22 protein-coding genes are annotated in these 24832 nt (G+C 52.2%); 13 read left to right on the forward strand and 9 right to left on the reverse strand.

All coding sequences use genetic code 11. From position 1 onward, the window contains the following. Nucleotides 1-61 precede the first annotated feature (61 nt). Entirely contained in the window at nt 62-2191 is a 2130-nt protein-coding gene (locus ACTJIK_RS09005) for a S9 family peptidase (RefSeq protein ID WP_440646029.1), read from the forward strand. A 121-nt stretch (nt 2192-2312) separates the two neighbouring features. Here the strand turns inward: ACTJIK_RS09005 and ACTJIK_RS09010 are convergent, their stop codons facing one another. Further along, complete coding sequence (locus tag ACTJIK_RS09010) at nt 2313-2864, reverse strand: HdeD family acid-resistance protein (protein ID WP_440646030.1); 552 nt, start codon at nt 2862-2864, stop codon at nt 2313-2315. Between the two features lie 137 nt (nt 2865-3001). Between ACTJIK_RS09010 and ACTJIK_RS09015 the strand changes: the two genes are divergently transcribed. Beyond that, nucleotides 3002-4642, forward strand: a complete 1641-nt coding sequence (locus ACTJIK_RS09015; protein WP_440646031.1) for an ABC-F family ATP-binding cassette domain-containing protein — start codon at nt 3002-3004, stop codon at nt 4640-4642. Nucleotides 4643-4739: 97 nt separating this feature from the next. On the opposite strand, the gene ACTJIK_RS09020 is transcribed toward ACTJIK_RS09015, so the two are convergent. Both ACTJIK_RS09020 and ACTJIK_RS09025 read right to left on the reverse strand, forming a co-directional pair. Then, on the reverse strand, nt 4740-5135 hold the full coding sequence (locus tag ACTJIK_RS09020; protein ID WP_440646032.1) for a response regulator: 396 nt from the start codon (nt 5133-5135) through the stop codon (nt 4740-4742). A gap of 264 nt (nt 5136-5399) precedes the next feature. Further along, nucleotides 5400-6365 (reverse strand): hypothetical protein, encoded by a 966-nt coding sequence (locus ACTJIK_RS09025; protein ID WP_440646033.1) that lies wholly within the window; start codon nt 6363-6365, stop codon nt 5400-5402. A gap of 101 nt (nt 6366-6466) precedes the next feature. On the opposite strand from ACTJIK_RS09025, the gene ACTJIK_RS09030 reads away from it, so the two are divergent. Next, nucleotides 6467-7192, forward strand: coding sequence for a 3'-5' exonuclease (locus ACTJIK_RS09030; RefSeq protein ID WP_440646034.1), 726 nt, complete (start codon nt 6467-6469; stop codon nt 7190-7192). Nucleotides 7193-7207: 15 nt separating this feature from the next. After that, nucleotides 7208-8206: a DNA polymerase III subunit delta gene (gene holA, locus ACTJIK_RS09035; protein ID WP_440646035.1), complete on the forward strand. Its 999-nt coding sequence runs from the start codon at nt 7208-7210 to the stop codon at nt 8204-8206. A 6-nt stretch (nt 8207-8212) separates the two neighbouring features. Here holA and ACTJIK_RS09040 read toward each other — a convergent pair whose 3' ends face one another. Further along, on the reverse strand, nt 8213-9145 hold the full coding sequence (locus ACTJIK_RS09040; RefSeq protein ID WP_440646036.1) for a bifunctional riboflavin kinase/FAD synthetase: 933 nt from the start codon (nt 9143-9145) through the stop codon (nt 8213-8215). Nucleotides 9146-9243: 98 nt separating this feature from the next. Here ACTJIK_RS09040 and ACTJIK_RS09045 point away from each other — a divergent pair, with 98 nt between their 5' ends. Further along, nucleotides 9244-10422, forward strand: coding sequence for an AIR synthase related protein (locus ACTJIK_RS09045; RefSeq protein ID WP_440646037.1), 1179 nt, complete (start codon nt 9244-9246; stop codon nt 10420-10422). A 265-nt stretch (nt 10423-10687) separates the two neighbouring features. Here ACTJIK_RS09045 and ACTJIK_RS09050 read toward each other — a convergent pair whose 3' ends face one another. Beyond that, nucleotides 10688-12364, reverse strand: coding sequence for a TonB family protein (locus tag ACTJIK_RS09050; RefSeq protein WP_440646038.1), 1677 nt, complete (start codon nt 12362-12364; stop codon nt 10688-10690). Further along, complete coding sequence (locus ACTJIK_RS09055; protein WP_440646039.1) at nt 12361-12732, reverse strand: BlaI/MecI/CopY family transcriptional regulator; 372 nt, start codon at nt 12730-12732, stop codon at nt 12361-12363. The genes ACTJIK_RS09050 and ACTJIK_RS09055 overlap by 4 nt, the downstream gene beginning before the upstream one ends. 149 nt (nt 12733-12881) lie before the next feature. Between ACTJIK_RS09055 and ACTJIK_RS09060 the strand changes: the two genes are divergently transcribed. The 3 genes from ACTJIK_RS09060 to ACTJIK_RS09070 all read left to right on the forward strand — a co-directional run bounded on the left by ACTJIK_RS09060 (nt 12882) and on the right by ACTJIK_RS09070 (nt 16382). After that, nucleotides 12882-13574, forward strand: coding sequence for a cell division ATP-binding protein FtsE (locus ACTJIK_RS09060; protein ID WP_440646040.1), 693 nt, complete (start codon nt 12882-12884; stop codon nt 13572-13574). 114 nt (nt 13575-13688) lie between these two features. Then, on the forward strand, nt 13689-13961 hold the full coding sequence (gene rpsO / locus ACTJIK_RS09065; protein ID WP_209148380.1) for a 30S ribosomal protein S15: 273 nt from the start codon (nt 13689-13691) through the stop codon (nt 13959-13961). A gap of 87 nt (nt 13962-14048) precedes the next feature. After that, nucleotides 14049-16382 carry a polyribonucleotide nucleotidyltransferase gene (locus ACTJIK_RS09070; RefSeq protein WP_440646041.1) on the forward strand — a complete coding sequence of 778 codons (2334 nt, stop codon included), beginning with the start codon at nt 14049-14051 and terminating at the stop codon, nt 16380-16382. A 157-nt stretch (nt 16383-16539) separates the two neighbouring features. On the opposite strand, the gene ACTJIK_RS09075 is transcribed toward ACTJIK_RS09070, so the two are convergent. After that, on the reverse strand, nt 16540-17133 hold the full coding sequence (locus ACTJIK_RS09075; RefSeq protein ID WP_440646042.1) for a hypothetical protein: 594 nt from the start codon (nt 17131-17133) through the stop codon (nt 16540-16542). Nucleotides 17134-17250: 117 nt separating this feature from the next. On the opposite strand from ACTJIK_RS09075, the gene prmA reads away from it, so the two are divergent. From prmA to ACTJIK_RS09090, 3 genes are all read left to right on the forward strand, one after another. Then, nucleotides 17251-18072, forward strand: a complete 822-nt coding sequence (gene prmA / locus ACTJIK_RS09080; protein ID WP_440646043.1) for a 50S ribosomal protein L11 methyltransferase — start codon at nt 17251-17253, stop codon at nt 18070-18072. 118 nt (nt 18073-18190) lie between these two features. Further along, on the forward strand, nt 18191-18844 hold the full coding sequence (gene plsY / locus ACTJIK_RS09085; protein WP_440646044.1) for a glycerol-3-phosphate 1-O-acyltransferase PlsY: 654 nt from the start codon (nt 18191-18193) through the stop codon (nt 18842-18844). A gap of 131 nt (nt 18845-18975) precedes the next feature. Further along, nucleotides 18976-19779: a M48 family metallopeptidase gene (locus ACTJIK_RS09090; protein WP_440646045.1), complete on the forward strand. Its 804-nt coding sequence runs from the start codon at nt 18976-18978 to the stop codon at nt 19777-19779. A 114-nt stretch (nt 19780-19893) separates the two neighbouring features. Here the strand turns inward: ACTJIK_RS09090 and ACTJIK_RS09095 are convergent, their stop codons facing one another. Further along, on the reverse strand, nt 19894-20763 hold the full coding sequence (locus ACTJIK_RS09095) for a transglutaminase-like domain-containing protein (protein ID WP_440646046.1): 870 nt from the start codon (nt 20761-20763) through the stop codon (nt 19894-19896). 89 nt (nt 20764-20852) lie between these two features. Continuing rightward, complete coding sequence (gene topA / locus ACTJIK_RS09100; RefSeq protein ID WP_440646047.1) at nt 20853-23201, reverse strand: type I DNA topoisomerase; 2349 nt, start codon at nt 23199-23201, stop codon at nt 20853-20855. Nucleotides 23202-23421: 220 nt separating this feature from the next. On the opposite strand from topA, the gene ACTJIK_RS09105 reads away from it, so the two are divergent. Continuing rightward, the gene (locus ACTJIK_RS09105) at nt 23422-24231 is read left to right on the forward strand and encodes a Rossmann-like and DUF2520 domain-containing protein (protein WP_440646048.1); all 810 of its coding nucleotides are present in this window, start codon (nt 23422-23424) and stop codon (nt 24229-24231) included. 74 nt (nt 24232-24305) lie between these two features. Beyond that, the gene (locus tag ACTJIK_RS09110; RefSeq protein ID WP_440646049.1) at nt 24306-24827 is read left to right on the forward strand and encodes a KdsC family phosphatase; all 522 of its coding nucleotides are present in this window, start codon (nt 24306-24308) and stop codon (nt 24825-24827) included. Nucleotides 24828-24832: the final 5 nt, after the last annotated feature.

The raw sequence follows: 24832 nt of genomic DNA on the forward strand, positions 1-24832 counted from the left end.
CCACTGGCCCCGGTTTTTTTAGCCCTATATTCCTTACATTTATTAAGCCTAAACCTGTATTATGAAATCCAATACCCTCCCCTTGCTGGCCTTAGTGATACTAACAGCCTGTAACAGTAAAACAGAAAAAAAGACCGAGAAAATGAACGTGACACCACCAGTGGCAGAAAAGATCAGGAAAGAACTCGCGATCCACGGCGATACCCGGGTCGATAATTATTACTGGCTCAACGAAAGGGACAATCCCAAAGTGATTGCTTACCTGGAGGCCGAGAATAAGTATACCGATACCGTGCTCAGCCCCGTGAAAAAGCTGCGCGAAGACCTGTTCGGAGAGCTGAAAGGAAGGATCAAGGAAAAAGACGAAAGCGTGCCCGTGCTCACCAACGGCTACGTGTACTATACCCGTTACGAGGAAGGGAAGGAGTATCCCATCTACTGCCGTAAAAAAGGCTCCGAATCAGCGCCCGAAGAAATATACCTGAATGTGAACGACCTGGCGCAGGGGCATGAATATTTCCAGGTGGCGGGCACGGCCGTGAGCTTCGACAACAAGCTGCTGGTATACGGTGTGGACACCGTAAGCCGCCGCCAGTACGATCTTTATGTGAAAAACCTGGAAACAGGCGAAGTATACCCGGATGTGATCAAAAACACGACCGGCGGCGCCGTTTGGGCGAAAGACAACAAGACTTTCTTCTACACCTTCAAAAACGCCACCACACTGCGTTCTGAAAAGATATTCCGCCATACCCTGGGTACGCCGGCAGACAAAGACGCGCTGATCTTCCATGAAAAGGACGAAACGTATTCCACTTACGTGGGCCGCACCAAATCTAAAGACTACATCCTGATCGGAAGCGGCAGCACCTTGTCTTCGGAATTCCGCTACCTCAGGGCCGACGATCCGAACGGTACCTTTAAAGTGTTCCACCCGCGTGAGAAAGATATGTTGTACGACATCGATCACCGCGGCAATACCTGGTACATCGTGACCAATTACGAGGCAAAGAACTTCCGCCTGATGACCGCCCCGCAGGATAAGACCGCGAAATCCGGCTGGACCGAACTGATCGCCCACAGGCCCGACGTGCTCGTGGAAGGTATCGACCTGTTCAAGGATTTCCTCGTGGTGTCTGAACGGAAAGGCGGCCTTACCCAGCTGCGTATCATCAACGACGTCACGCACCAGGAGCATTACCTCGATTTCGGCGAACCTGCGTATGTAGCCTACAGCACGAGCAATCCCGAAATGGACACCAAGAACCTCCGTTATTCCTACACTTCGCTCACCACGCCCAATTCCACCTACGATTACAACATGGATACCAAAGCGAAAGAGCTGAAGAAGCAGCAGGAAGTGATCGGCGGATACGACGCGAAAAACTATGTGACGGAACGCATCTTCGCCAAGGCGAAAGACGGCACGATGGTGCCTATCAGCCTGGTGTACAAAAAAGGTTTTGAAAAGAACGGCAAGGCGCCGCTGCTGCTGTATGGCTATGGTTCCTACGGCGCCAGCATGGACCCGTATTTCAGTTCCAACCGCATCAGCCTGCTGGACCGCGGTTTCTGCTACGCTATCGCTCACATCCGCGGCGGGCAGGAGCTGGGAAGGCAGTGGTATGAAGACGGGAAGATGTTCAAGAAGAAAAATACCTTCACCGATTTTATTGATTGCGCGGAGTTCCTGATCGCGAACAAATACACCGTTAAAGAGCACCTCTACGCCATGGGCGGCAGCGCAGGCGGCCTGCTGATGGGCGCTGTGGTGAATATGCGGCCGGAACTGTTCAAGGGCGTGATTGCCGCTGTGCCTTTCGTGGACGTGGTAACCACCATGCTCGACGAAAGCATCCCGCTTACCACCGGGGAATTCGACGAATGGGGCAATCCCAAGAACAAGGATTCCTACGAATACATGAAGTCTTATTCCCCGTACGACAACGTGGAAGCCAAAGAATACCCCAACATGCTGGTTACCACCGGCCTGCACGATTCCCAGGTACAATATTTCGAGCCGGCCAAATGGGTGGCCAAGCTGCGCGAGCTGAAAAAAGGAGACCAGGTACTGCTGATGGAAACAAACATGGAAGCGGGCCACGGCGGCGCCAGCGGGCGTTTCAAGGCACTGAAGGACGTTGCCCTGCAATATGCCTTCCTGTTCTACCTGGAAGGGATTGAGAAATAACAAGAGCCTTCAACATAAGCAAGGGCTGCTCCACGGAGCAGCCCTTCTTTTTCAATCATAAGCATAATTCAGAAATTCGTCGAACTTCCGGGCCGTTTAGACGGTGGCCTGAACGAGAAGTTTAAGTATGTTTAAATTCTTTGGCAACCTTTTTCAGCCTGAAACCCACGGATATCAGGAATATTCCCAGGAAAAGCGCGTAAATCCCTAACCACCAGGATATCACCACCACTCCTGCCACCGGCTGCATGAACAGCAATATCCCGAATACCACCGAAAATATCCCCGCCACGATCAGCATCCATTCCCCCGTGATCTCCTTCCGCAGGCGGATGGCGATGATGATCTCCAGGATGCCCGTTACCACAGACCACAGGGCCACCAGCGTAACAAGGAACAGGGCCGTGACGCCCGGCATAAACAGGGCAATGAGCCCGGCCGCAATACCCGCCAGCCCTACCAGCAGGAATCCCCACCAGCTGCTGTCCGTTTTCATAACCCTGAACCCGTGAACCATGGCGAAAATGCCGTCCACAAAAAGGTAAGCCCCCAGGAAAATGACCAGGATAGACAGCGTAATGGCGGGCCAGATGAAGGCCATTGCGGCGAAAAGCACGGCCAGTACGCCCCTGAGCACCACCAGCCACCAGTATTTCGCAAGTTCATGGATCATGTGGGTTATTTTTGGTTGTAATTGATAACAGTACATATCGGAAAATTGTTCAATAATGGTTGTTAAATGCCGGGCAGGAATAGATGGAGTTATGCCCGGGATTTCGTAACTTTGCGGCTTCAAATTCACAGCCAGGTATGATCAGTGTTAAAAACGTCACGCTTTCTTTCGGCAAACGGGTGTTGTTCGATGAAGTAAATCTCAACTTTACAAAAGGGAACTGCTATGGTGTTATCGGCGCCAACGGGGCAGGTAAATCCACTTTCCTGAAGATCCTTTCCGGCGAAATAGAGCCGAACAAGGGAACCGTGGAGATCACCCCCGGCGAACGCATGTCCGTTCTGAAGCAGAACCACTATGAGTTCGACGAGGTGACCGTGCTCAATACGGTGCTCATGGGCAATAAAAAGCTCTGGGAGATCGCGCATGAAAGGGACTCCATTTATGCGAAAGAAGACTTCACCGAAGATGACGGTATGCGCGCGGGCGAACTGGAAGCGGAATACGGCGAAATGGGCGGCTACACGGCCGAAAGCGACGCCGGTGTGCTGCTGGGAGACCTGGGTGTGAAAGAAGACCTGCACCAGACGCTGATGAAAGACCTGAGCGGCGCCCTCAAAGTAAGGGTACTGCTGGCACAGGCCCTCTTCGGCAATCCTGATATACTGCTGCTGGACGAACCGACGAACCACCTTGATGTGGAAACCATCGGGTGGCTGGAGAACTTCCTGGCTGACTATGAGAACATCGTGATCGTGGTGAGCCACGACCGTCACTTCCTGGACGCTGTTTGTACCCACGTGGCAGACGTAGACCGTGCCAAGATCAAGATCTTTACCGGTAACTACACCTTCTGGTACGAATCAAGCCAGTTGATCGCCCGCCAGATCAGCGATAAGAACAAAAAGATGGAAGACAAACGTAAAGACCTTATGGACTTTATCGCCCGCTTCTCCGCGAACGCTTCCAAATCCAAACAGGCTACTTCCCGTAAGAAAGCCCTTGAAAAACTGGTGATCGAAGATATCGAGCCCTCCAGCCGCAAATACCCGGGCATCATCTTCAAACAGCTCCGCGAAGTAGGCAACCAGATACTGAACGTGGAGAAACTGGAAAAATCCATCGACGGCCGCAAGCTCTTCAGCGACGTGACCTTCTCCGTGAACAAGGGAGACAAGATCGCGTTCCTGTCTAAAGACCACCTGGCCCTCAGCACCTTCTTCGATATTATTAACGGCGACCAGCAGCAGGACGGCGGTAAGCTGGAATGGGGCACCACCGTTACCAAGGCATACCTGCCGGACGATAACGCCAAGTTCTTCACCGGCAACCTCAACCTGATGGACTGGCTGCGCCAGTACGTTCCCCCGCATGTAACCGATGTGGACGAGCCTTTCCTGCGCGGGTTCCTCGGTAAGATGCTGTTCAGCGGCGACGAGATCATGAAAAAGACCTCCGTACTGAGCGGTGGGGAAAAAGTGCGTTGTATGGTGAGCCGCATGATGCTCCAGGACCCGAACGTCGTGATCCTGGACGAGCCTACCAACCACCTGGACCTCGAATCCATCCAGAGCTTCAACGAAAGCATGAAAGATTTCAAAGGCATTGTGCTCTTCACCACGCATGACCATACCTTCATGCAATCAGTGGCCAACCGTATCATCGAGATCACGCCCAGCGGTATTATCGACCGCCTGAGCACTTTCGACGAATACCTGGACGACGAGCGCGTGAAAACCCTCCGTGCCGAAATGTACGGCGAGGCAGTATCTGCTTAGAAAATGAAGAATAATAGAACAAAAAGAGCGGACCAGGTGTCCGCTCTTTTTTTATGGGTTACTTTTTTGGGTATTAGCTCTCTTTTGCAGAGATATTTTAAAGATACTTTTCGATCTCTTTCATTTTCGACCGGTCCAGCGGCTTGGTGATGTAAGCCATCAGCTCCGGCGTTTTATGCACTTTTTCCAGGTCCTGTATGTTCATGGAAGAAGAGCACATGATAATGGGCACATCCTGCGGCAACCTGTTCTTGAACCCCCTGAAAGCTTCTATAAAGTCCCATCCGTTCATCCGCTGCATGTTCATATCCAGGATGATGAGGCAGGGGAGGTTGCTGGCGGCAAACGTGGTCAGGTCTTCGATCGCGTCCTCAGCGGAAAGAAAAGAATTCACGCTGACGTCCCATCCCTGCAATCCAAACATCTTCTTTACAATAAAGTGGAAAATCTCATCGTCGTCGATCACATAAACTACTTTATTTGTGTGTTCCATGTCGTGTATATTATCGGATAGCTCCATAATTTTTCAGGCCTTTTTCTCCCGGTTCCCCGGGCTTCCAAAGCATCGTTCCCGATTAGATCCTCATTTTTTTGTGTCCGGTAAGCTGTCTCGTAAATTCTTCGCAAAGAAAGTTAAATTTATTTTATTTTCATATATATTTTAATTCCAATAACTATCGCTTAACAAACTCAAAAAAACAAAAAGGGCGCAGCTGTCGCTACGCCCTTTGGACTATGAATGTTGGATTGTTATTCGTTAGTTGAACAGGCCGCCTTTCTTCAGGTTCACTTTGCCTGCGCCGATCTTGAAACCGCCCTGGTAAATTTCCACGGTGTAATCGCCGGGTTTGAAATCGGAGTTCTGTTTCCAGTCCATGCTCACGGGAGTGGAGCCGCCTGCTTCATAAGAAACCACTTTCTTCACGGTGTACAGTTTTTCTGTTCCGTCCTCAAGGGTAAAGCGGCCGCTGCCCAGTGCTTCTACTGCCAGGGGTGAGCCGTCGGGCGCTGTGATGGAAACGAAGATCTCTTTGTCGCCGGATTGCGCGATGCGGTTATCCAGGTCGAAAGACACTCTCATCATGTCTGCGCGTTTGGCTTTGGTAGTCACTTCTTCCTTGCCGTTGCGTTTAACGTTGATCGGCGCCAGCTTGATGTTGGATGCATGCAGCACGGAACCGAGGTCCACGCGTTTGCCGAGGCTGTCTTTCACAGTGGTCACGGAATCGCGTTCTTTACGGGCAACGTCGCGCTCGCCGGTGATGATGATCTTTTCGCCTTCCAGCCTTTCGATGGTAGCTACGTAATTTTCGGTGTTGCTCTTGAGCTGTTCGATCAGCCTGCGCGCTTCAGCCAGTTCGGCGGCAGTTGCATTCTTGTTGCCGAGAATGCTCGTGATGCGGCCTTTCATGTCCGCTATTTCTTTATCCTTGCTTTTCACGAGGCTGTCCATACGGGAGTTCTGGGAGATCAGATCGTCCAGGCGTGCCTGGGCGGCGTCATATTCTGATTGCAGCTCATTCCTGGAGGTGGTCAGGGTGTCCAGCTGGTTTTCTTTTGTCACAAGTTCTTTGCTGGTCTGGCTCTTGTCGTAAAACATGTACCCCCATGTTCCCACCAGGGCGGCAATGAGAACGCCGTAAATAATCCCGTTTTTGTTGCTTTTTGGTCTTTCAGGTCCGGAAGTACTGGGCGTACCAGTATTAAAGGTGTTTTCCGCCATAGTGTTCTTTTTTATTTAATTGATTGTTATATGGGTAAAATTTTTTCTAAAAACCGAAACGTTAATTTTTACTTAAATTACACGTTTTAAATCCTTTGGCTGTGCTCAATAACGTTGCTCTCGATCAATTACTCCTCTTCGACATAGAAACTACACCCCTCTTTGCATCATTTAATCACCTTCCAGACGAGCTTCAGCGCCTCTGGGAGGAAAAAATTACAAAAACTGCGCCAGATTCTGAAAACCCCGCCGGGACGTTTGGGGAAAGGGCCGGCCTCTATGCCGAATTCGGGAAGATCGTTTGTATTTCCGTCGGGCTCTTTTTTACAGAAAACGGTCAGTATCAATTACGTATAAAATCCTTTTACGGGCACAACGAAAAAGAACTGCTCGCGGGGTTCACAGACCTGGTGGAAAAATTTTCCGCGAAAAACCCGCGCTTTCAGTTTGCCGGGCATAACATCAAGGAATTTGATATTCCCTATATTTGCCGCCGCGCTGTGATCAACAGCCTGCCGCTGCCCGTGCCCTTGCAGATCCACCAGTACAAACCCTGGGAGCTTCCCCTGCTGGATACGCTCCAGCTCTGGCGTTTCGGGGATTTTAAGAATTACACCTCCCTGAAGCTGCTGGCCGCCGTGCTGGGCATACCCACGCCCAAAGACGATATAGACGGCAGCATGGTAGGACAGGTGTACTGGAACGAGCAGGACCTGCCCAGGATCGTGGAGTATTGCCAGAAAGATGTGCTGACGGTGGGCCAGCTGCTGCTGCGCTTTAAGGGGCTGCCGCTGATGGAAAAGGAAAGCGTGTCCGTCGTGAACTAAAAAGGAGAGGAAAACATGGATTACCAGGATATTATCAAAGATTGGAAGAATAATAAGTTCCGCTCGCTCTACTGGCTGGAGGGAGAGGAGGATTTTTTTATTGACCAGGTGGTGAACTACGCGGAACATCACCTGCTCAGCGAGGCCGATAAAGGCTTCAACCTCACCGTGTTCTACGGTAAGGATACCGATTGGACCACCGTGATCAACGCCTGCCGCCGGTACCCCATGTTCGCCGAACGCCAGGTGGTGATCCTCAAAGAAGCCCAGGCCATGCGCGATCTCCTGAAACTGGAACCTTACATCGATAAGCCGCTGGACTCCACCGTGTTCGTGGTAGCCCACAAGCAGGGGAAGATAGACGGGCGCAGCAAAATGGCCAAGCTCATCAAAGACAGGGGCGTGATGCTGTCCACCAAAAAGCTCTACGACAACCAGCTGCCTTCCTGGGCTGAAACCTATGTGCGCACGCAGGGACTGGCTATTTCAGAGAAAGCCTGCATCCTGCTGGCGGACCATATCGGCAACGACCTTTCACGCATTGCCAACGAAATAGACAAGCTGCTGGTGAACCTGCCCGAAGGCAAGAAGATCGATGAAAGCGATATCGAAAAATATGTAGGCATCAGCAAGGAATACAACGTATTTGAATTGCAGAACGCCATCGGTCAGATGGATATGGTGAAGGTGATGCGCATTGTAAAATATTTCACCGCCAACCCCAAAGCCGCGCCCATCCAGATGCTCATCCCGGCTTTATATAATTATTTTTCCAAAATGAACCTGCTTTTCGGCATCAAGGGCGGGGAGAAGGAAATGGCCGCCGCATTGGGTGTGCACCCGTTTTTCCTGAAAGATTACACTGCCGCCGCGCGCAAGTTCGGGCCTGAAGGCACGGAACGCGCCATTTTGCTGCTGCACCAGTATAACCTGCGCAGCATCGGGATAGGAGACAGCGGGAATGAAGACGGGGAGTTGCTGAAGGAGCTGGTGTACCGCATCATGCGGCCCTGAGGCGTTTTATGCCCTTGAAGTGATCTCACGGGCCTGCAGCACATCATCTTTCATCTGCTGCACGAGCGCTTCCACAGAATCAAACTTTTTATCGGAGCGGATGTATTCCAGGAAATCGACCCGGATGGCCGCATCGTAAATGTCCTGGTCAAAATCCAGGATAAACACCTCTATGCGCAGCTCCGTGCCGTTGAAAGTGGGGCGGGTGCCGATATTGAGCGCGCCTTTGTACCAGTTGCCGGCAACATTTACCGTAACCGCATATACGCCCTGCGCGGGGATCAGCTTGCGCGGGTCGTTCAGCGCGATATTGGCCGTGGGGAAGCCCAGCTTGCGGCCCATTTTGTCGCCATGCACCACCGTGCCGTTAATGAAATACGGGTAGCCCAGCAGCTCGTCCGCCAGCTGGATGGCGCCTTCCTGCAGGCTTTTGCGGATCTTGGTGGAGCTTACGGTGAGATCGTGCACTACCTGCTGCGGGATCTCCAGCAGCCGGAAGCCGTATTGCTGTTGTTCCGCTTCCAGCAGCTCCAGCCCGCCTTCGCGGTTGTGGCCGAAGCGGTGGTCGTAGCCGATGATGATGGTATGGGGACGGAAAGTACTGATGAGGAAATCTTCCAGGTAAGCCCTGGCAGACAATTCAGAGAAAGCTTTGGTGAACGGGACTACCACCAGATGGTGGATGCCGAATTTTTCCAGCAGGTGTATCTTCTCGTCCAGCGTGGTGAGCAGCCGCACGTTTTTGTCGTGCGGGGCCAGCACTTCCCGCGGGTGCGGGTCGAATGTAATGATCACCGTTTCGCCCTGGCAGGCGGCCGCAGCTTCCTGCAATTGCTGGAGGATGTACTGGTGGCCGGTATGCACCCCGTCGAAAGTGCCGATCGTGATCACGGCATTCCTGAAAGCGGGCAAATGATGTAAATCTCTGTGAACCTGCATGCTTAGATGATCATATTTTCAAAAACGCCGTGCAAATCTAAATGTTTTGGACGGATTACGATACTTTTGCACTTTAATACAGCTAATTCAGGACAATCGTGGATCAAAACCTTTACGCCAAAAGAGGCGTTTCAGCCGGTAAGGAGGATGTGCACAATGCCATCCGCAATATTGACAAAGGGTTATTCCCCCGCGCATTCTGCAAGATCATACCGGATATACTGGGCGGCGATGCGGACTGGTGCAATATCATGCATGCAGACGGCGCCGGCACCAAATCTTCCCTGGCCTATGCCTACTGGAAAGAAACAGGCGACCTCGGCGTGTGGCGCGGCATTGCGCAGGACGCTATTATCATGAATACGGACGACCTGCTGTGCGTGGGCGCTGTGGACAATATCCTGCTTTCCTCCACCATTGGCCGCAATAAGAACCTTGTGCCCGGCGATGTGATCGCCGCCATCATCAACGGCACCGAAGAAATACTGGAAGAGCTGCGCAGCTACGGCATGGACATTTACAGCACCGGCGGCGAAACCGCGGATGTGGGCGACCTGGTGCGCACCATTATCGTGGATTCCACCGTTACCTGCCGCATGAAACGCGCCGACGTGATCTCCAACGACCGCATCAAAGCGGGCGACGTGGTGGTGGGGCTTTCCTCTTACGGGCAGGCTACCTACGAAAGGGAATACAACGGCGGCATGGGCAGCAATGGCCTTACTTCCGCCCGCCACGATGTGTTCAATAAAGCGGTGGCGGAGAAATTCCCGGAGAGCTACGATCCCGGCATTCCTAAAGAACTGGTGTTCAGCGGCAAAAAAGCCCTGACCGATATGATAGACATTCCCGGCTTTGCGCCGGTGACCGCGGGCAAGCTGGTGCTGAGCCCCACGCGTACCTATGCCCCGGTGATCCGCCAGGTGCTGGATCATTTCAGGGCGGAAGTACATGGCATGGTGCATTGCAGCGGCGGCGCGCAAACCAAGGTGCTGCATTTCATCGACAAGCTGCATGTGATCAAGGACAACCTTTTCCCTGTTCCGCCGCTTTTCAGCCTGATACAGGAGCAATCCGGCACCAGCTGGAGGGAAATGTACCAGGTGTTCAACATGGGGCACCGGATGGAGTTGTATGTACCTGAGCATATCGCGGAAGACATCATCCGCATCAGCCAGACATACAACATCGATGCGCAGGTGGTAGGCCGGGTAACGGACAGCCCTGAGAAGAAGGTGACTGTGAAAAGTGTGCATGGCGAGTTTGAATACGCGTAACAAGCTATTTATGAATATAAAAAGCCGGGAACAGCATCCCGGCTTTTTACATTTATTGCCTTTAATATCTTTATGCTCTCTCCGTCTCTCCCTGTACTCATCCCCCACCTAAACCCGTGGATAAAGCATGGATAAGGCGTGTTTAATACGTGTCCGTATCACTTTTGATACAGGGATGTACAAAATTGATACGCCATAGGGTCCCATCTCATAAAAAAAGCCCTGAGCGGATGCTCAGGGCCTTATCTGTTATATATTTAAGTGTTTAGCTTTGAAAAACGAACTGTATCGGCAAGTTGAACCGCACGGGCACGTTCTTTCCTTCATGTCTGCCCGGGGTCCAGCCAGGCATGCCTTCCACCACGCGCAAGGCTTCTTCTTCCAGCCCGCCGCCTTTCTTTGCTCCTACGGTTTTGATGTCTTTCAGAACGCCATTTTCGTCTACAATGAAGCTGACAAATATAGTGCCCTGGATACCCTTGTCGATAGCCTGCCTCGGGTAGCGGATATTTTGAGAAAGATATTTATTGAGCGCATCGTCGCCGCCCTTGAAACTGGGGGGCGCGTCCACGAAAGTATATACTCCGCTTTTGTCCGGTCCTCCCTTGCCTTTGCCGGGTGAGGGCGGCGGGGGCGGTGCGAGCGTGAAGCGGATAGGCAGGTTAAATTGTACGTTCACATTCCGGTTGTTCTGTTTGCCGGGTTTCCATTTGGGCATGAGCTTTACCACGCGGATCGCTTCTTCTTCGAGCCCTCCGCCTTTCGGGTCGCCGACGGATTTAACGGACATTACCTGGCCGTCGTTCATTACGATAAATGATACGAACACGGTGCCGCCTATCTTTTTTTCCAGTGCCGCTTTCGGGTAACGGATGTTGTCGCCCAGGAATCCGTTGAGCGCCGAGTCGCCACCGGGAAATGTGGGCGGCTGTTCCACGAACGTGAATATCTCTTCTTTTGCTACCACCGGGGGAGGAAGCGTGTCTGCGGCAGGGATGGCGGAAGCGGTCTGTGTTTCGGTTTGCGGCATGGGGATATTCAGGTTCTCGCTGAGGCGGTCTATTTTTTCGTCGGTCACAAACGCAAGCGAGCTGAATATCAGTAATGCCACCGGTACGATCAGCGCCCTGCGGAGGATGCTGAACCTGAACCGGCGTGATTGTGTAAGCATAAGGATTCTTCTTTTGATAGGTTGATGGGAGAAGTTATTCGTCAGTTTAAAAGCAGGACCGGCCTGCAATGCGGCGTGCAGGATAGTTTGCGCGTAGGCGGCCACATCACCGTTCTCCACCGAACGTTTGTCTGCAATGAATTCGTGCACCAGCGAAAGTTCCCGTTTAACAAGGTGGAAGAAGGGATTGATCCAGCAAACGGCCGTCACGATCTCCATAAAAAGTTTATCCGTGCTATGGTTCTCCTGCAAATGCACGATCTCGTGCCGCAGCATCTGCCGCCCTTCCGGCGTGGAGGCGCTCATGCCGCTGTTCCAGAAAATAAAACGGAAAAAAGAGAACGGCGCGGCGATCTGTTGCGAAAGTACGAGCCGGTATGGCAGCAAAGGCTCTATGCGGCTGTTGCGCACGAGCTGTAATATTTTGAAATACCCCCAGCCGATGCGCGCCGCAAAGAGCAGGATCACCGTTCCATACAGCAGCGCGGTAAGATTGAACTGCTGCACCGCGGGCGTTTGCGATACGGTGAACACCTGTTCGCGCAGCGTTACTACCTGCGACGTATACACGTAAATACCAGTGGCTTCCGTGCCGGTAAACGGCAGCGGGATGCGCAGCAGCGGCACGGCCAGGCTCAGGATGGTAATGCCCAGCAGGTAAAACCGGTTCCACTGGTGGAAGCGGTTGTTGCGCAGGGCCAGGTGGTAATAGGCGTAGAGGATGCCTGAGCAAATGATCACTTTAACGAGGTAGGCGAGAAAAGGTGTCATTTTTCATTGTTTTTGGCTTGCTTGATCTGTTGCAGGAGCTTTTCGAGATCGCTCACGCTCATGTCTTTTTCTTTCACGAAGAAGGAGACCATATTGCTGAAAGACCCTTCGAAATACCCTTTCACAAGGTTCTTCACCGTTTTATGGCTGTATTCCTCCTTGGTGATAAGGGCGTAATACTGGTGGCTTTTGCCGTAAGCCTTGAAGCTTACAAAACCTTTCTCCACCAGTATTTTTACGAGCGTGGAAATGGTATTGTAGTGCGGCCGCGGCTCGGGCATTTCTTCTATCATGTCTTTCACAAAAGAAGGCCCCAGTTTCCATAATACCTGCATGATCTGTTCTTCTGCTTTGGTCAGCGTTTTCATGTTCTTTATTGTTGGTGGAAGGAGTATTGCTAGTCTCCATTCAAATGTAAAACTATTATTTTAGTTTTCAAACTAATTTTATAGTTTTTCTTCAAGTTGCATCACTTACAAGTAATTGGTTATTTTTGGATTTCAAAAAGGAAATATAGATGGTGGACCAACCCATAGTTCAACTGACGAATGTAAATGTATACCAGGGCAATTCCCTGATCTTATCGGATGTGAACATCACGGTGAACAGGGGAGAGTTTGTGTACCTGATCGGGAAGACGGGCACGGGCAAATCCAGCTTGCTGAAAACGCTGTATGGCGACCTGCAGCTGCGTGAAGGCAACGGCCAGGTGGCGGGGTTCGATCTCACGAAAATGGACTGGAAGAAGGTGCCTTACCTCCGCCGGAACCTCGGGGTGGTGTTCCAGGATTTCCAGTTGCTGACGGACCGTACGGTGCACGATAACCTGAAATTTGCGCTGAAGGCCACCGGTTGGGCGGATCAGTCGCAGATAGAAGAGAAGATAAAGGATGTGCTGGAAAAGGTGGGCCTGGGCACCAAAGGCTTTAAAATGCCTTACGAGCTGAGCGGCGGGGAGCAGCAGCGGGTGGATATTGCCCGGGCGTTGCTGAACAGCCCGAAGCTGATCCTGGCAGACGAGCCTACGGGCAACCTGGACCCGGAGACCTCCGACGGCATCATGCAACTGTTGTTCCGCATCTGCCGGGAAGATGGAACGGCTTTGATCATGGCAACCCACGACTACATTGTATTGCAGAAGTTTCCCAGCCGGGTGCTCCGCACGGAGAACGGGCAGGTGACAGACAATGCAGCGGTAAATTTTGTATAAGTAAAGCATTGGTTATCAGTAGGCGTACTTTCCAAATTCAATTTGGAACTTGCCATATTACTTCTTACCTTTGCACCGGAAAAATAGCGAGTTAAAAAATTATTATTATCAAAGATGTCTTACTTAACTGTAGAAAAGAAAGCTAATATTTTCAAAGAATTCGGTGGCAGCGAAAAGAATACCGGTTCTGTGGAAGCACAAATTGCCCTGGTAACGGAGCGTATCAACAGCATATCCGCTCACCTGAAGCAAAATAAAAAAGACTTCTCCACGCACCGCGGTCTTATGAAAATGGTAGGGCAAAGAAAGCGTTTGCTGTCTTACCTGGCGAAAACCAACCTCTCCGGCTACCGTGCCCTCATTGAGAAGTTAGGTATCAGAAAGTAATCTGAAACTATTTATAGCGCTATTCCCAACTTATTATAGTTGGGAATAGTTTTTTTGTATGTGTACCTTATTAATCCTCACACAAGTATGAATCTCACACCTACTTCGGTTAAATTTGATATAGGCGGAGGCCGCGAGGTGACGATAGAAACAGGCAAAATGGCCCGACAGGCCGATGGCGCTGTGACTGTCCGCCTGGGCAACTGTATTCTGCTGGCTACCGTGGTGGCTAACCAAAAGCCTAAAGAAGGCCAGTCCTTTTTCCCCTTAACCGTAGATTATCAGGAGAAATTTGCTTCAGCCGGCCGTATCCCGGGTTCTTTCTTCAAACGCGAAGGCAAGCTGAGCGACTATGAAGTGCTGGTTTCCCGCCTGATCGACCGTGCCCTGCGCCCTTTGTTCCCCGACGACTATTTATGTGATGTACAGGTTCTGGTAACCCTCGTTTCCTCCGACACGGAAGTAATGCCCGACGCACTGGCAGCCCTCGCGGCTTCAGCAGCGCTCGCAGTATCCGATGTGCCCATCCAGGAGATCATCTCCGAGGTGCGCGTTGCACGTGTAGCCGGCGAATTCGTCATCAACCCCACCCGCAGCCAGCTGGCCACCGCCGACATGGACTTTATAGTAGCCGCTACTGCAAAGAACATTATGATGGTGGAAGGCGAGAGCAAGGAATGCCAGGAAGAAGACCTGATCAAAGCCATCGAGCTTGGCCACGACGCTATCCGCGTACAGGTAAAAGCCCAGGAAGAACTCCGCGCGCTGGTAGGCAACCCTGCCAAACGCGAATACAATAAACCCCACCAGAATGAAGAGCTGAAAGCTAAGATAGCCGCTTTCGCACAAGCCCGCATCCTGGAGGTTTCCAAATCCGCCCTCGGCAAACACGACCGTTCCGAAGCTTTCAAAAAGATAGAAGAAGAACTCGTGGAATCCCTCGGCGAACTGCCTGAAGAAGACGCAGCCCTGGTAGGCGACTATTTCCACGACCTGGAAAAAGAAACCGTCCGCAACATGATCCTGGACGAAAGCATCCGCCTCGACGGCCGCGTGCTGGACCAGGTGCGCCCCCTGGCCATGGAAGTGGACCTGCTGCCTTCCCCGCACGGCTCCGCCCTGTTCACCCGCGGCGAAACACAGTCCCTCACCACCGTTACCCTCGGTACGCCTGATGACGAACTGCTGATCGAAAGCGCCGCCACCTCCAACTACGTTAAGTTTATCCTGCACTATAACTTCCCCCCATTCTCCACCGGTGAGGTGAAAATGATGCGCGGCCCCGGCCGCCGTGAAGTTGGGCACGGTAACCTTGCCCTGCGCTCCCTGAAACAAATGATGCCCGGCAGCGATTACGCTTATACCGTGCGCGTTGTGTCAGACATCCTTGAATCAAACGGTTCCTCTTCCATGGCCACCGTTTGCGCCGGCTCGCTGGCACTGATGGACGCAGGCGTTCCCATCCCGAAACACGTTTCCGGTATCGCCATGGGCCTCATTTCCCGCGCAAGCGACGGTAAATGGGCCGTACTGAGCGACATCCTCGGCGACGAAGATCACCTCGGCGATATGGACTTCAAAGTAACCGGTACCCGCGATGGTATCTGCGGCGTGCAGATGGACATTAAGGTAGACGGCCTCAGCATGGACGTAATGCGCAAAGCGCTCGCCCAGGCACGCCAGGGCCGCCTGCATATCCTCGAAGCGATGTACAGCACTATCGACAATGCCCGTCCTGAACCGAAACCGCATGCTCCGCGCATGGAAAAACTGATCATCGACCGTGAATACATCGGCGCAGTGATCGGACCCGGCGGTAAAGTGATACAGGAGATCCAACGCGAAACCGGCACCACCATCAACATCGAAGAAGTGGGACAGACCGGTGAAGTATCCATCTTCGCAGTACAGAAAGAAAACCTCGATAAAGCCCTCAGCTGGATCAAAGGCATCGTAGCCGTTCCTGAAGTGGGTGAAGTATACGATTCAACCGTTAAAAGCGTAATGCCTTACGGCGCATTCGTGGAATTCCTCCCCGGCAAACAGGGCCTGCTCCACATCTCTGAAGTTTCCTGGAAACGACTGGAGAATATGGAAGGCGTACTGAGCGAAGGCGAGAAAGTGAAAGTGAAACTCGTGGGCACCGATCCGAAAACCGGCAAGTTCAAGCTCAGCCGCAAAGTGCTGATGCCGAAACCTGAAGGTTACGTGGAAAGGCCTGAACGCGAAGACCGTGGCGAACGTGGCGACCGTGGCGACCGCAGAGGCGGTGACCGCGGAGACCGCAGGGGCGGCGACCGTGGTGGTGACCGCAGAGGCGGCGGCGACCGTTTTGACCGTGGTAGTGACCGTGGCCCGCGCCCTTCACAATCCGAGCAGTCTGAAGGTCCTGAACTGGGCCCCGTATTTGACGAACAATAGTCACTGTTAAAATACCTGAGAACGCCCTGGCTACCCGCCAGGGCGTTTTTTTTTGCCCGTAAAAAAAGAATGTCCCGCCGATACAGCGGGACATTCTTTACCAGGTATACATCTTGCATATAAAATTGACGGCGAAAACGTTTAACCGTTCGCGTTATTACCGCTGAACATTGTGCATCTGCTCCAGGAAGATCTCGCTTTCACGCAGCATCAGCTTGCCGATATCCCTGTTGTTGACCTTGTCGAACCGGAAGATGCGGAAGGTTTTCAGATCGATGTCTTCATAGTCGATCCTGAACTGCTTCACCCTTTTGCTGGTGGAGCGCTCCACTACCTGCACCCAGCCCTGCTCCAGCAGTTCCGGCAGGATCTCGTCCAGGTAAGGCATAAGGATTGTTTCCGTATCGTTCCAGAAAAGCGAGATGCGGTCAGTGGAATACGTCATGGGATTGCCTTTGGACGCTGCCCAGAACTTGCTGACCATGCCGTAGTGCCGCTGCACTTCTTCTTCCGTGAGATGGGCGAACTGGATGTTGCGGAACACCTTTTTATCGTATTTGCGCTGTACGAGGATCGTGTCCAGCCCTTTGAAATAATCCTCCACATGCTGCTTGTCGAAAATGAACACGGCATTTTCCACCTGGTACACAATAGAATCTTTCATCGGGATGTCGAACGGTTTAACGATCGTTTGCGCTGACGCACAAACATGGCTGGCCAGAACGGCCGCCAGCAGAATGAGCTTTTTCATAGGATAAGGTTATATTATTATAATTCAAATATAATGCAGGCCTGCCTTCCTGCAAAGGAAATTTTAAAATCGTCATTTCCGCGTTGGGGCTGAGGAATTTGTAATTATCTTGCGCCCATGTCACATATCGCGATCACCATATCCGCGCCTTCCGAAATAAAAGATATACTGATTGCCCAGCTGGCAGATGTCGGGTACGAAGGGTTTGAAGAAGCGGGAGAGCAGCTCATTGCATATATCCCCGCGGAGCAGTTCGACGAAAATATCATTACCGGCATGCTGGGTTCCCACGGACTGGACTATACGAAAGAGACGATTGAACAGGCCAACTGGAATGCCGTTTGGGAAAGCAATTTCCAGCCGGTGCTGGTGGGGGCCTTCTGCGGTATCCGCGCGGGTTTCCACGATTCCCTGCAAGGGCAGGTGGACCATGAGATCGTGATCACGCCGAAGATGTCTTTCGGTACCGGCCACCATGCCACCACTTATTCGGTGATCAGGCTGATGGAGGAGACCGATTTCAGGGATAAGCGCGTATTCGATTTCGGCACCGGCACGGGCATCCTGGCGATACTGGCAGATAAGCTGGGCGCGGCACAGACCGATGCGATAGACAACGACAGCTGGGCGGTGGACAATGCGCTGGAAAACGCCGAAACCAACCATGCAGCGGTGCGCATCTGGAAAGAAGACCAGCTGGATACGCTGGAAGCAGGCAGTTATGATGTCGTGCTGGCGAATATCAACCGTAATATATTGCTGGCCAACATGAAGAACATGAAAAGAATTCTCAAAAATCACGGAATATTGATTTTGAGTGGTATATTGCAGGAAGACGAACCTGCAATCGTTAAGGCCGCCGGGGAAAATGGACTAGCCCTGGAAAAGAAGGCGGAGAAAGAGCACTGGCTGGCGCTTTCATTCAAAGCCCATAGCTAATATCGAAAAAATTATATATTTTAAATGCTGATTTACGAGTAATTGTCTTAACATTGCTATTAAATTTGTATCCTTATTAACACTTAATTTACTATCTTAGCAACTCTAACTTATTGTGATGACAGAATTATTGCTTTTGATCGGCGCCTATCTGATAGGCTCTTTTGCCACTGCCGTCTGGGTAAGCAAGGGAGTTTTCGGTATCGATATCCGCGAGCATGGTTCCGGTAACGCCGGCGCCACGAATACCTTCAGGGTACTCGGCCCTAAAGCCGGTACTTTCGTGATGGTAGTGGATATGCTGAAGGGCGTTCTTGCAGTGAGGCTTTCTTACCTTATCCCGGCTTATGATTCACCCGAACAGCTTATCAATTTACAGGTGGGCCTTGGCCTGGCAGCCGTAGTGGGCCACATCTTCCCGATATGGGCCGGTTTCCGCGGCGGTAAGGGTATTGCCACCCTCTTCGGCATGGTGCTGGCCATCCAGCCGCTCGTGGCCCTGTGCTGCGTAGGCGTATTCCTCATGATCCTTTTCCTGACCAGATATGTTTCGCTGAGCTCCATCATAGCCAGCATCGCTTTTCCTGTACTGATCCTCTTTATTTTCAGGGAGCAGGAAGTGTTTTACCGCATCTTCGCCATAGCAGTGGCTTTGATGGTGGTGCTCACTCACCAGAAGAACATCGTGCGGCTCTTCCGCGGAAACGAGTCTAAAGTTCCCATCTTCAAGAACCGTAAAGGCAAAGACGGGGAAAATAACCCGACTTACTAGCCGCGGTCTATTTTCCTGTTGTTCAAATCCGGCACAACGATTGCACTATTTCCGGAAAATGGTAAATTCGCCGCAGCAATCAGCGCCGTGCGCCGGTTAGCGGAACCATCTATTCTTCTAAATATTAACCGATGAAAAAAGTCGCATTGTTATTCATTGCCGGGTCGGGGCTGCTGTTCGCTTGTTCGAGAGTGCCCATTACCGGAAGAAGCCAGTTAAACCTCATTCCCGAAGCCACCATGCAGAGCATGGCGGTGCAGGAATACCAGTCTTTCCTCTCCCAGAACAAGGCGATATCACCCAATTCCAGCAAAGATGCTGAAATGGTACAGCGCGTTGGCGGTCGTATTGCGCGCGCCGTAACCACCTACATGAACCAGCAGGGGATGGGCAACGATATTGCCAGCTACAAATGGGAATTCAATCTCGTGAACGACAAAGCGGTGAACGCATGGTGTATGCCCGGTGGTAAAGTAGTGGTGTACACCGGCCTGTTGCCCGTTACGCAGAATGAGACTGCACTGGCCGTAGTAATGGGGCACGAAGTGGCGCATGCCATTGCCCGCCATGGCAACGAAAGGATGAGCCAGGGCCTGGTTGCCCAGGGCATCCAGATCGCCGGGGCGGTAGCGCTCAACAAGAACCCGCAGGCGCAGAATGTATTCCAGCAGGCTGTGGGCATCGGCGGGCCGCTTGGTTTGATGGCCTATGGCCGCCAGAACGAGCTGGAAGCGGATCACCTCGGCCTGATATTTATGGCCATGGCAGGTTACAATCCGCAGGAAGCCGTACCTTTCTGGACGCGCATGGCCAATGCCGGCGGCGGACAGAAACCACCGGAACTGCTCAGCACCCACCCGAGCGACGAACGCCGCATCCAGCAGCTGCAAAAGCTCATGCCGGAAGCAATGAAATATTATTCTACGCAGAAATAATCCACCGACTGTAACAGTAACCAGTATACAGTTGTGATCTTGCAACTGTTGTGATTTGCAACTAAAAAGGGGCTGCCTTCCATGAAGACAGCCCCTTTCTTTATTTCAGAAGTTTTATTCCAGTATCTGTGACAGGTTCATCAGCTCATCGTACTTGTACTGTTCCTTATCGTTGCGGAAACATTTCGCCATTTCCTCCATCAAGAACTGGATGATGCGCTGGTTGCTCTGCGGTTTGTAATACGCGGGCAGGGCGGGCACGTTCACGCGTTTGAAATAGGTTTCCACATCCTGCTGGGTATAGATCTGCCCCTGTATGGGATCGATGAAAAAGAGGATGCGGTAATCGCCCGGGTCTGCCGGCTCGGTGAAATCGTAGAACGTATCGAAGTAAGCGAGAATGAACTGGCGCGGGATGTTGACGGCGTACACCGGCAGGTCGAGCATGGCGCAGAGGGCCTGGTAAATGATGCCGTTGGTAACGGGATTTCCTTTTTTGGCTTCGATCACCTGGTTGATGAAGAACTGGTTCTTGCGCTGGTAAGAAACCTCTTCGCCCTTGAGCCCGAAATAATTATAGATCATGCTGTTGAGCACATTGATCTGCTCCAGCGGCGTGAGGTAATTATTCAGCTCCAGCCATATGTTGCGCTTGATGCGGTCTATCTCGGTATTCACCTGTGTGGCGGACAGATCGGGGTATTGGTACCTGGCAGCCAGAATGGCGCCCTGCATCAACTCCTGCGACCCGTTCTTCCCCCAGATGCGTACAGCCTCCTGAAGGTCCTGGTAATGCACACGGTGAATGAGCAGCTCTATCCGCTCCTGGATGGATTCGTCGTAAGTGGTTTCCCAGAGATGCTCCAGGTTGGGAATGATATCTTTCCCGAAAAGGAGGATCTTGCTGGCCACGGTATCAAATACTTCCTGGTCAGGATCGTCCAGCAAATGGAACAACGCGTTTATTTCCCTCGTTTCGTGCAATGGATTCGGTTAGGTTTATTGACGATCAATTTACGACTGTAACCTGATAATCAACGTTTGAAATTTTTCAAAAAAATGTTTATATTCTCTTACGCTTTCTTTTTGCGCGGAGGCGCTTTTTTCTTCGGCGGGTTGGCTTTCAGCTCCTCTATGATGGCTTTGGCTTCTTCCACTGTAATATCTGCCGCAGTTTCCTGCTTGTCTTTCGGCAGCTTGTAATTCCGCAGGCCCACTTTCAGGTAAGGACCATAAGGCCCTCTCAGCACCTGTATCTTTTCCTTCTCAAACACCTTGATGGTCCGCTCGTCTTTCGCCGTGCGTTTTTCCACGATCAGCGGCGCCACTTCTTCCAGCTCTACGGTATACGGGTCCATTTCCTTTTTGAGGGAATAGAATTTTTTGTCGTGCTGTGCATAAGGGCCGAACCGGCCGATGTTCACCGTCACGTCGGTGCCTTCGAACAGGCCCAGGTTGCGGGGCAGGCGGAACAGGTCCATGGCTTCTTCCATGGAAATGGTCTCGATGCTCTGCGTTTGTTTAAGCTTGGCGAAGCGCGGTTTCTCCTCGTCTTCCACGGTCCCGATCTGCACCATCGGTCCAAACCGGCCCATGCGCGCGCTTACGGGCTTGCCGGTTGCGGGATCCTGTCCCAGCAGGCGTTCGCCTTTCACGCGCTCTGCTTTTTCCAGCGTTTCTTCCACGTTCTGGTGGAAGGGGTCATAGAAGTCGTGGAGCATGTTGTTCCATTTCTTCTTGCCATTGGCTATTTCATCGAACTCTTCTTCGATCTTGGCGGTGAACCCGTAGTCCATTACGCGTTCGAAGTATTGTTTCAGGAAGTCCGTTACCAGCATGCCAAGGTCCGTCGGGAACAGCTTGGATTTTTCAGCGCCGGTGTTCTCCTGCTCTGTCACTTTGCTGATCTGGTCGTTCTTCAGGCTGAGGATGCGGAAGTCCCTTTTCACGCCTTCTTTATCGCGTTTCTCCACATATCCGCGTTTCTGGATGGTGGTAATGGTGGGCGCGTAGGTAGACGGGCGGCCGATGCCCAGCTCTTCGAGCTTTTTCACCAGGCTGGCCTCCGTGTAGCGGGGCGCGGCGCGGCTGAAGCGCTCGGTGGCTTTCATTTCCTTCATTTCCAGCACCTGCTTCACCGTGAGCGGGGGCAGCACGCCTTCCTGTTCTTCGTCGCTTTCATCTTCCTCGTCGCGGCTTTCCATGTATACTTTCAGGAAGCCGTCGAACTTCAGCACTTCGCCGCTGGCGGTCAGCTCCTCGTTGTTGGTGGAGATCCCGATCTTGGCGATGGTCTTTTCCAGCTCCGCATCCGCCATCTGGCTGGCGATGGTGCGTTTCCAGATCAGCTCGTACAGGCGTTTGAGGTCCGAATCGTCTACCGTAGGGTTCTCCATATAAGTAGGGCGGATGGCCTCATGCGCTTCCTGCGCGCTTTCGTTCTTATTCTTGTATTTACGGCTCTGGAAGTACTTTTCGCCGTAATTGGTATTGATCGCTTTACTGATGTCCGCCATCGCTGTGTCAGACAGGTTCACGGAGTCTGTACGCATGTAGGTGATCTGCCCGCTTTCATACAGTTTTTGCGCCAGCAGCATGGTTTTGGACACGCTGTAGCCCAGCTTCCGGCTGGCTTCCTGCTGAAGGGTGGAGGTGGTGAACGGCGCGGCGGGCGATTTTTTGCCCGGTTTCACCGTGATATCTTTTACCGTATAGGCGGCGCCGACACATTGCTGCAGGAATTTCTCGGCGTCTTCGGCGGTTTTGAAGCGGGAGGGGCCTTCTGCCTTGAAGGTGATGGTGCGGCCCTGGATGTCTTTGGCCAGGAAAAACGCTTCCACCTTAAAGCTGCTGGTAACGGCAAATGAGTTGATCTCGCGTTCGCGCTCAACGATCAGCCTTACTGCCACGGATTGCACGCGGCCGGCTGAGAGTGAGTTGCGCATGCTCATCTTTCTCCACAAAACCGGGCTCAGCTCGAAACCCACGATGCGGTCCAGGATGCGGCGGGCCTGCTGGGCGTTCACAAGGTTCATATCAAGCAGGCGGGGCTCCCGTACGGCTCTTTCGATGGCAGGTTTGGTAATTTCGTGAAAAACAATGCGTTTGGTGGTTTTCGGGTCGAGGCCCAAAACCTCGGCGAGGTGCCAGGATATGGCTTCCCCTTCCCGGTCCTCATCCGTTGCCAGCCAAACCTCGTCGGAGTCTTTCGCTACTTTTTTGAGTTCCTTTACAACTTTTTCCTTGTCTTCCGGTATTATATACTTGGGTTTAAAGTTGTTCTGGATGTCGATACCCATATCGTCCTTTTCAAGATCGCGGATATGACCAAAACAAGATTTAACCTCAAAGTCTTTACCTAGTATTTTTTCGATAGTTTTTGCCTTTGCCGGGGACTCAACAATCACGAGATTTTTAGCCATGAACGCCTGCTTTTATTTCGATAATTACGCAAAAATTTGCACAAAAGTTATAAATCCGATTTGTGCAAGTATATAAAAGTAGGTTGATATAAAAAATAGAATCCGTTAAATACTTGATATCCAGCAGGGAACGACGGCGTATTAATTATAATTACCTCCCATTGGCGGAAAGACAGTAATATTACATGTCAAAAATAAACCATGTTTTTTGCCGGTTGGCATGGAATTGGGGCCTCAATGGCCCCCCGGGGGAATCAAAAATTGTATCATGGACATAGTTATTATAGGAGCGGGCAATGTGGCGCATTGTTTCGGTCACCTGATGAAACTGCACGGGCATCATGTAAAGCAGGTGATCAGCCGCAGCAAGGCGCATGCCCGGGACCTGGCCGAGCAGCTGCATGCGGACCCGTCGGACGACCTGATGGATATAGATATGGAGGCGGATGTGTACCTGCTGGCTGTGGGAGACGATGTGATCGCCGAGCTGAACGACCAGCTAAGGCTGGGCCGGCGCATCGTGGTGCATACCGCCGGGGCTGTTTCTATAGAGGCCATTTCCCGCATTTCCGTGAATACGGGGGTGATGTATCCGCTCCAGAGCATACGGAAAGAAACCAAGAACTACCCGGAGATACCTTTGCTGGTAGAGGCCGCGAACGAGGAAGTGCTGAAGCGCCTTTTGGCCCTGGGGCAGAGCATCAGTGCGTCCATATCCGTGATGAGCTCCCGCGAGCGCCTGCAAATGCACCTGGGCGCCGTTTTCTGCAACAACTTCACCAACCACCTCATAGCCCTCGCCAAGTTCTATTGCGAGCAGGAGGGGAGAGACTTCTCGCTGCTGACCCCCCTTATCAGGGAAACTTTCCAGCGGCTGGACCGCTACCCGCCGGAAAGCGTGCAAACCGGCCCCGCCATCCGCAACGACGAGCGCACCATGGCCCTGCACCGGTCCCTGCTGGCCAATTACCCTTCCATGGAGCAGATCTACCCGCTGCTGAGCGAAAGTATCCACCAGTTCCATAAATGATTGGCGGTGTCGTTAATTACAGATATTTTTGCGCACAACGGCCATAAACCAGCCGGTATGCAGAAACAACAGCCATGAACGTTTTGGAACTATTCACCCGCATCCGCACTTTTGTATTTGATGTGGACGGCGTATTGACGGACGGTACCGTGCAGCTGCTACCCAACGGGGAGCAGAGCCGCAAAATGAACATCCGCGACGGCTACGCCCTTCAGCTGGCTGTAAAAATGGGCTACCGGGTGGCCATCATTTCCGGGGGAAGATCCGAAAGCGTGATCAGCCGCCTCAACGGCCTGGGCATCAAAGACGTTTACACCGGCATTGCCGATAAAACGGACAAGCTGGAAGAATACGCGATGATCCACGGCCTGAAATGGGACGAGGTGCTGTACATGGGAGACGATATACCCGATTACCGCGTGATGCAGCTCACCGGCCTGCCTGCCTGCCCGGCGGACGCTGCGCCGGAGATCAAAAGCATCAGCCGTTACATTTCTCCTGAAAAAGGCGGCAACGGCTGCGTGCGCGATGTCATCGAAAAAGTACTGAAGCTGAACGGCCACTGGTTGCTGGACGAAGGCGTGCCTTCCAGATAATTAAT

Source organism: Chitinophaga sp. 22620 (assembly GCF_052044405.1).
In the GTDB taxonomy this organism is placed as follows: domain Bacteria; phylum Bacteroidota; class Bacteroidia; order Chitinophagales; family Chitinophagaceae; genus Chitinophaga.

Coding starts and splice junctions, on each gene's coding strand:
- plsY (WP_440646044.1), top strand. CDS start 18,191: ATGACAGAATTATTGCTTTTGATCGGCGCCTATCTGATAGGCTCTTTT.
- ACTJIK_RS09060 (WP_440646040.1), top strand. CDS start 12,882: ATGGTGGACCAACCCATAGTTCAACTGACGAATGTAAATGTATACCAG.
- ACTJIK_RS09015 (WP_440646031.1), top strand. CDS start 3,002: ATGATCAGTGTTAAAAACGTCACGCTTTCTTTCGGCAAACGGGTGTTG.
- ACTJIK_RS09090 (WP_440646045.1), top strand. CDS start 18,976: ATGAAAAAAGTCGCATTGTTATTCATTGCCGGGTCGGGGCTGCTGTTC.
- ACTJIK_RS09005 (WP_440646029.1), top strand. CDS start 62: ATGAAATCCAATACCCTCCCCTTGCTGGCCTTAGTGATACTAACAGCC.
- holA (WP_440646035.1), top strand. CDS start 7,208: ATGGATTACCAGGATATTATCAAAGATTGGAAGAATAATAAGTTCCGC.
- ACTJIK_RS09110 (WP_440646049.1), top strand. CDS start 24,306: ATGAACGTTTTGGAACTATTCACCCGCATCCGCACTTTTGTATTTGAT.
- ACTJIK_RS09020 (WP_440646032.1), bottom strand. CDS start 5,135: ATGGAACACACAAATAAAGTAGTTTATGTGATCGACGACGATGAGATT.
- ACTJIK_RS09070 (WP_440646041.1), top strand. CDS start 14,049: ATGAATCTCACACCTACTTCGGTTAAATTTGATATAGGCGGAGGCCGC.
- ACTJIK_RS09055 (WP_440646039.1), bottom strand. CDS start 12,732: ATGAAAACGCTGACCAAAGCAGAAGAACAGATCATGCAGGTATTATGG.
- rpsO (WP_209148380.1), top strand. CDS start 13,689: ATGTCTTACTTAACTGTAGAAAAGAAAGCTAATATTTTCAAAGAATTC.
- prmA (WP_440646043.1), top strand. CDS start 17,251: ATGTCACATATCGCGATCACCATATCCGCGCCTTCCGAAATAAAAGAT.
- ACTJIK_RS09105 (WP_440646048.1), top strand. CDS start 23,422: ATGGAATTGGGGCCTCAATGGCCCCCCGGGGGAATCAAAAATTGTATC.
- ACTJIK_RS09050 (WP_440646038.1), bottom strand. CDS start 12,364: ATGACACCTTTTCTCGCCTACCTCGTTAAAGTGATCATTTGCTCAGGC.
- ACTJIK_RS09010 (WP_440646030.1), bottom strand. CDS start 2,864: ATGATCCATGAACTTGCGAAATACTGGTGGCTGGTGGTGCTCAGGGGC.
- ACTJIK_RS09025 (WP_440646033.1), bottom strand. CDS start 6,365: ATGGCGGAAAACACCTTTAATACTGGTACGCCCAGTACTTCCGGACCT.
- ACTJIK_RS09040 (WP_440646036.1), bottom strand. CDS start 9,145: ATGCAGGTTCACAGAGATTTACATCATTTGCCCGCTTTCAGGAATGCC.
- topA (WP_440646047.1), bottom strand. CDS start 23,201: ATGGCTAAAAATCTCGTGATTGTTGAGTCCCCGGCAAAGGCAAAAACT.
- ACTJIK_RS09075 (WP_440646042.1), bottom strand. CDS start 17,133: ATGAAAAAGCTCATTCTGCTGGCGGCCGTTCTGGCCAGCCATGTTTGT.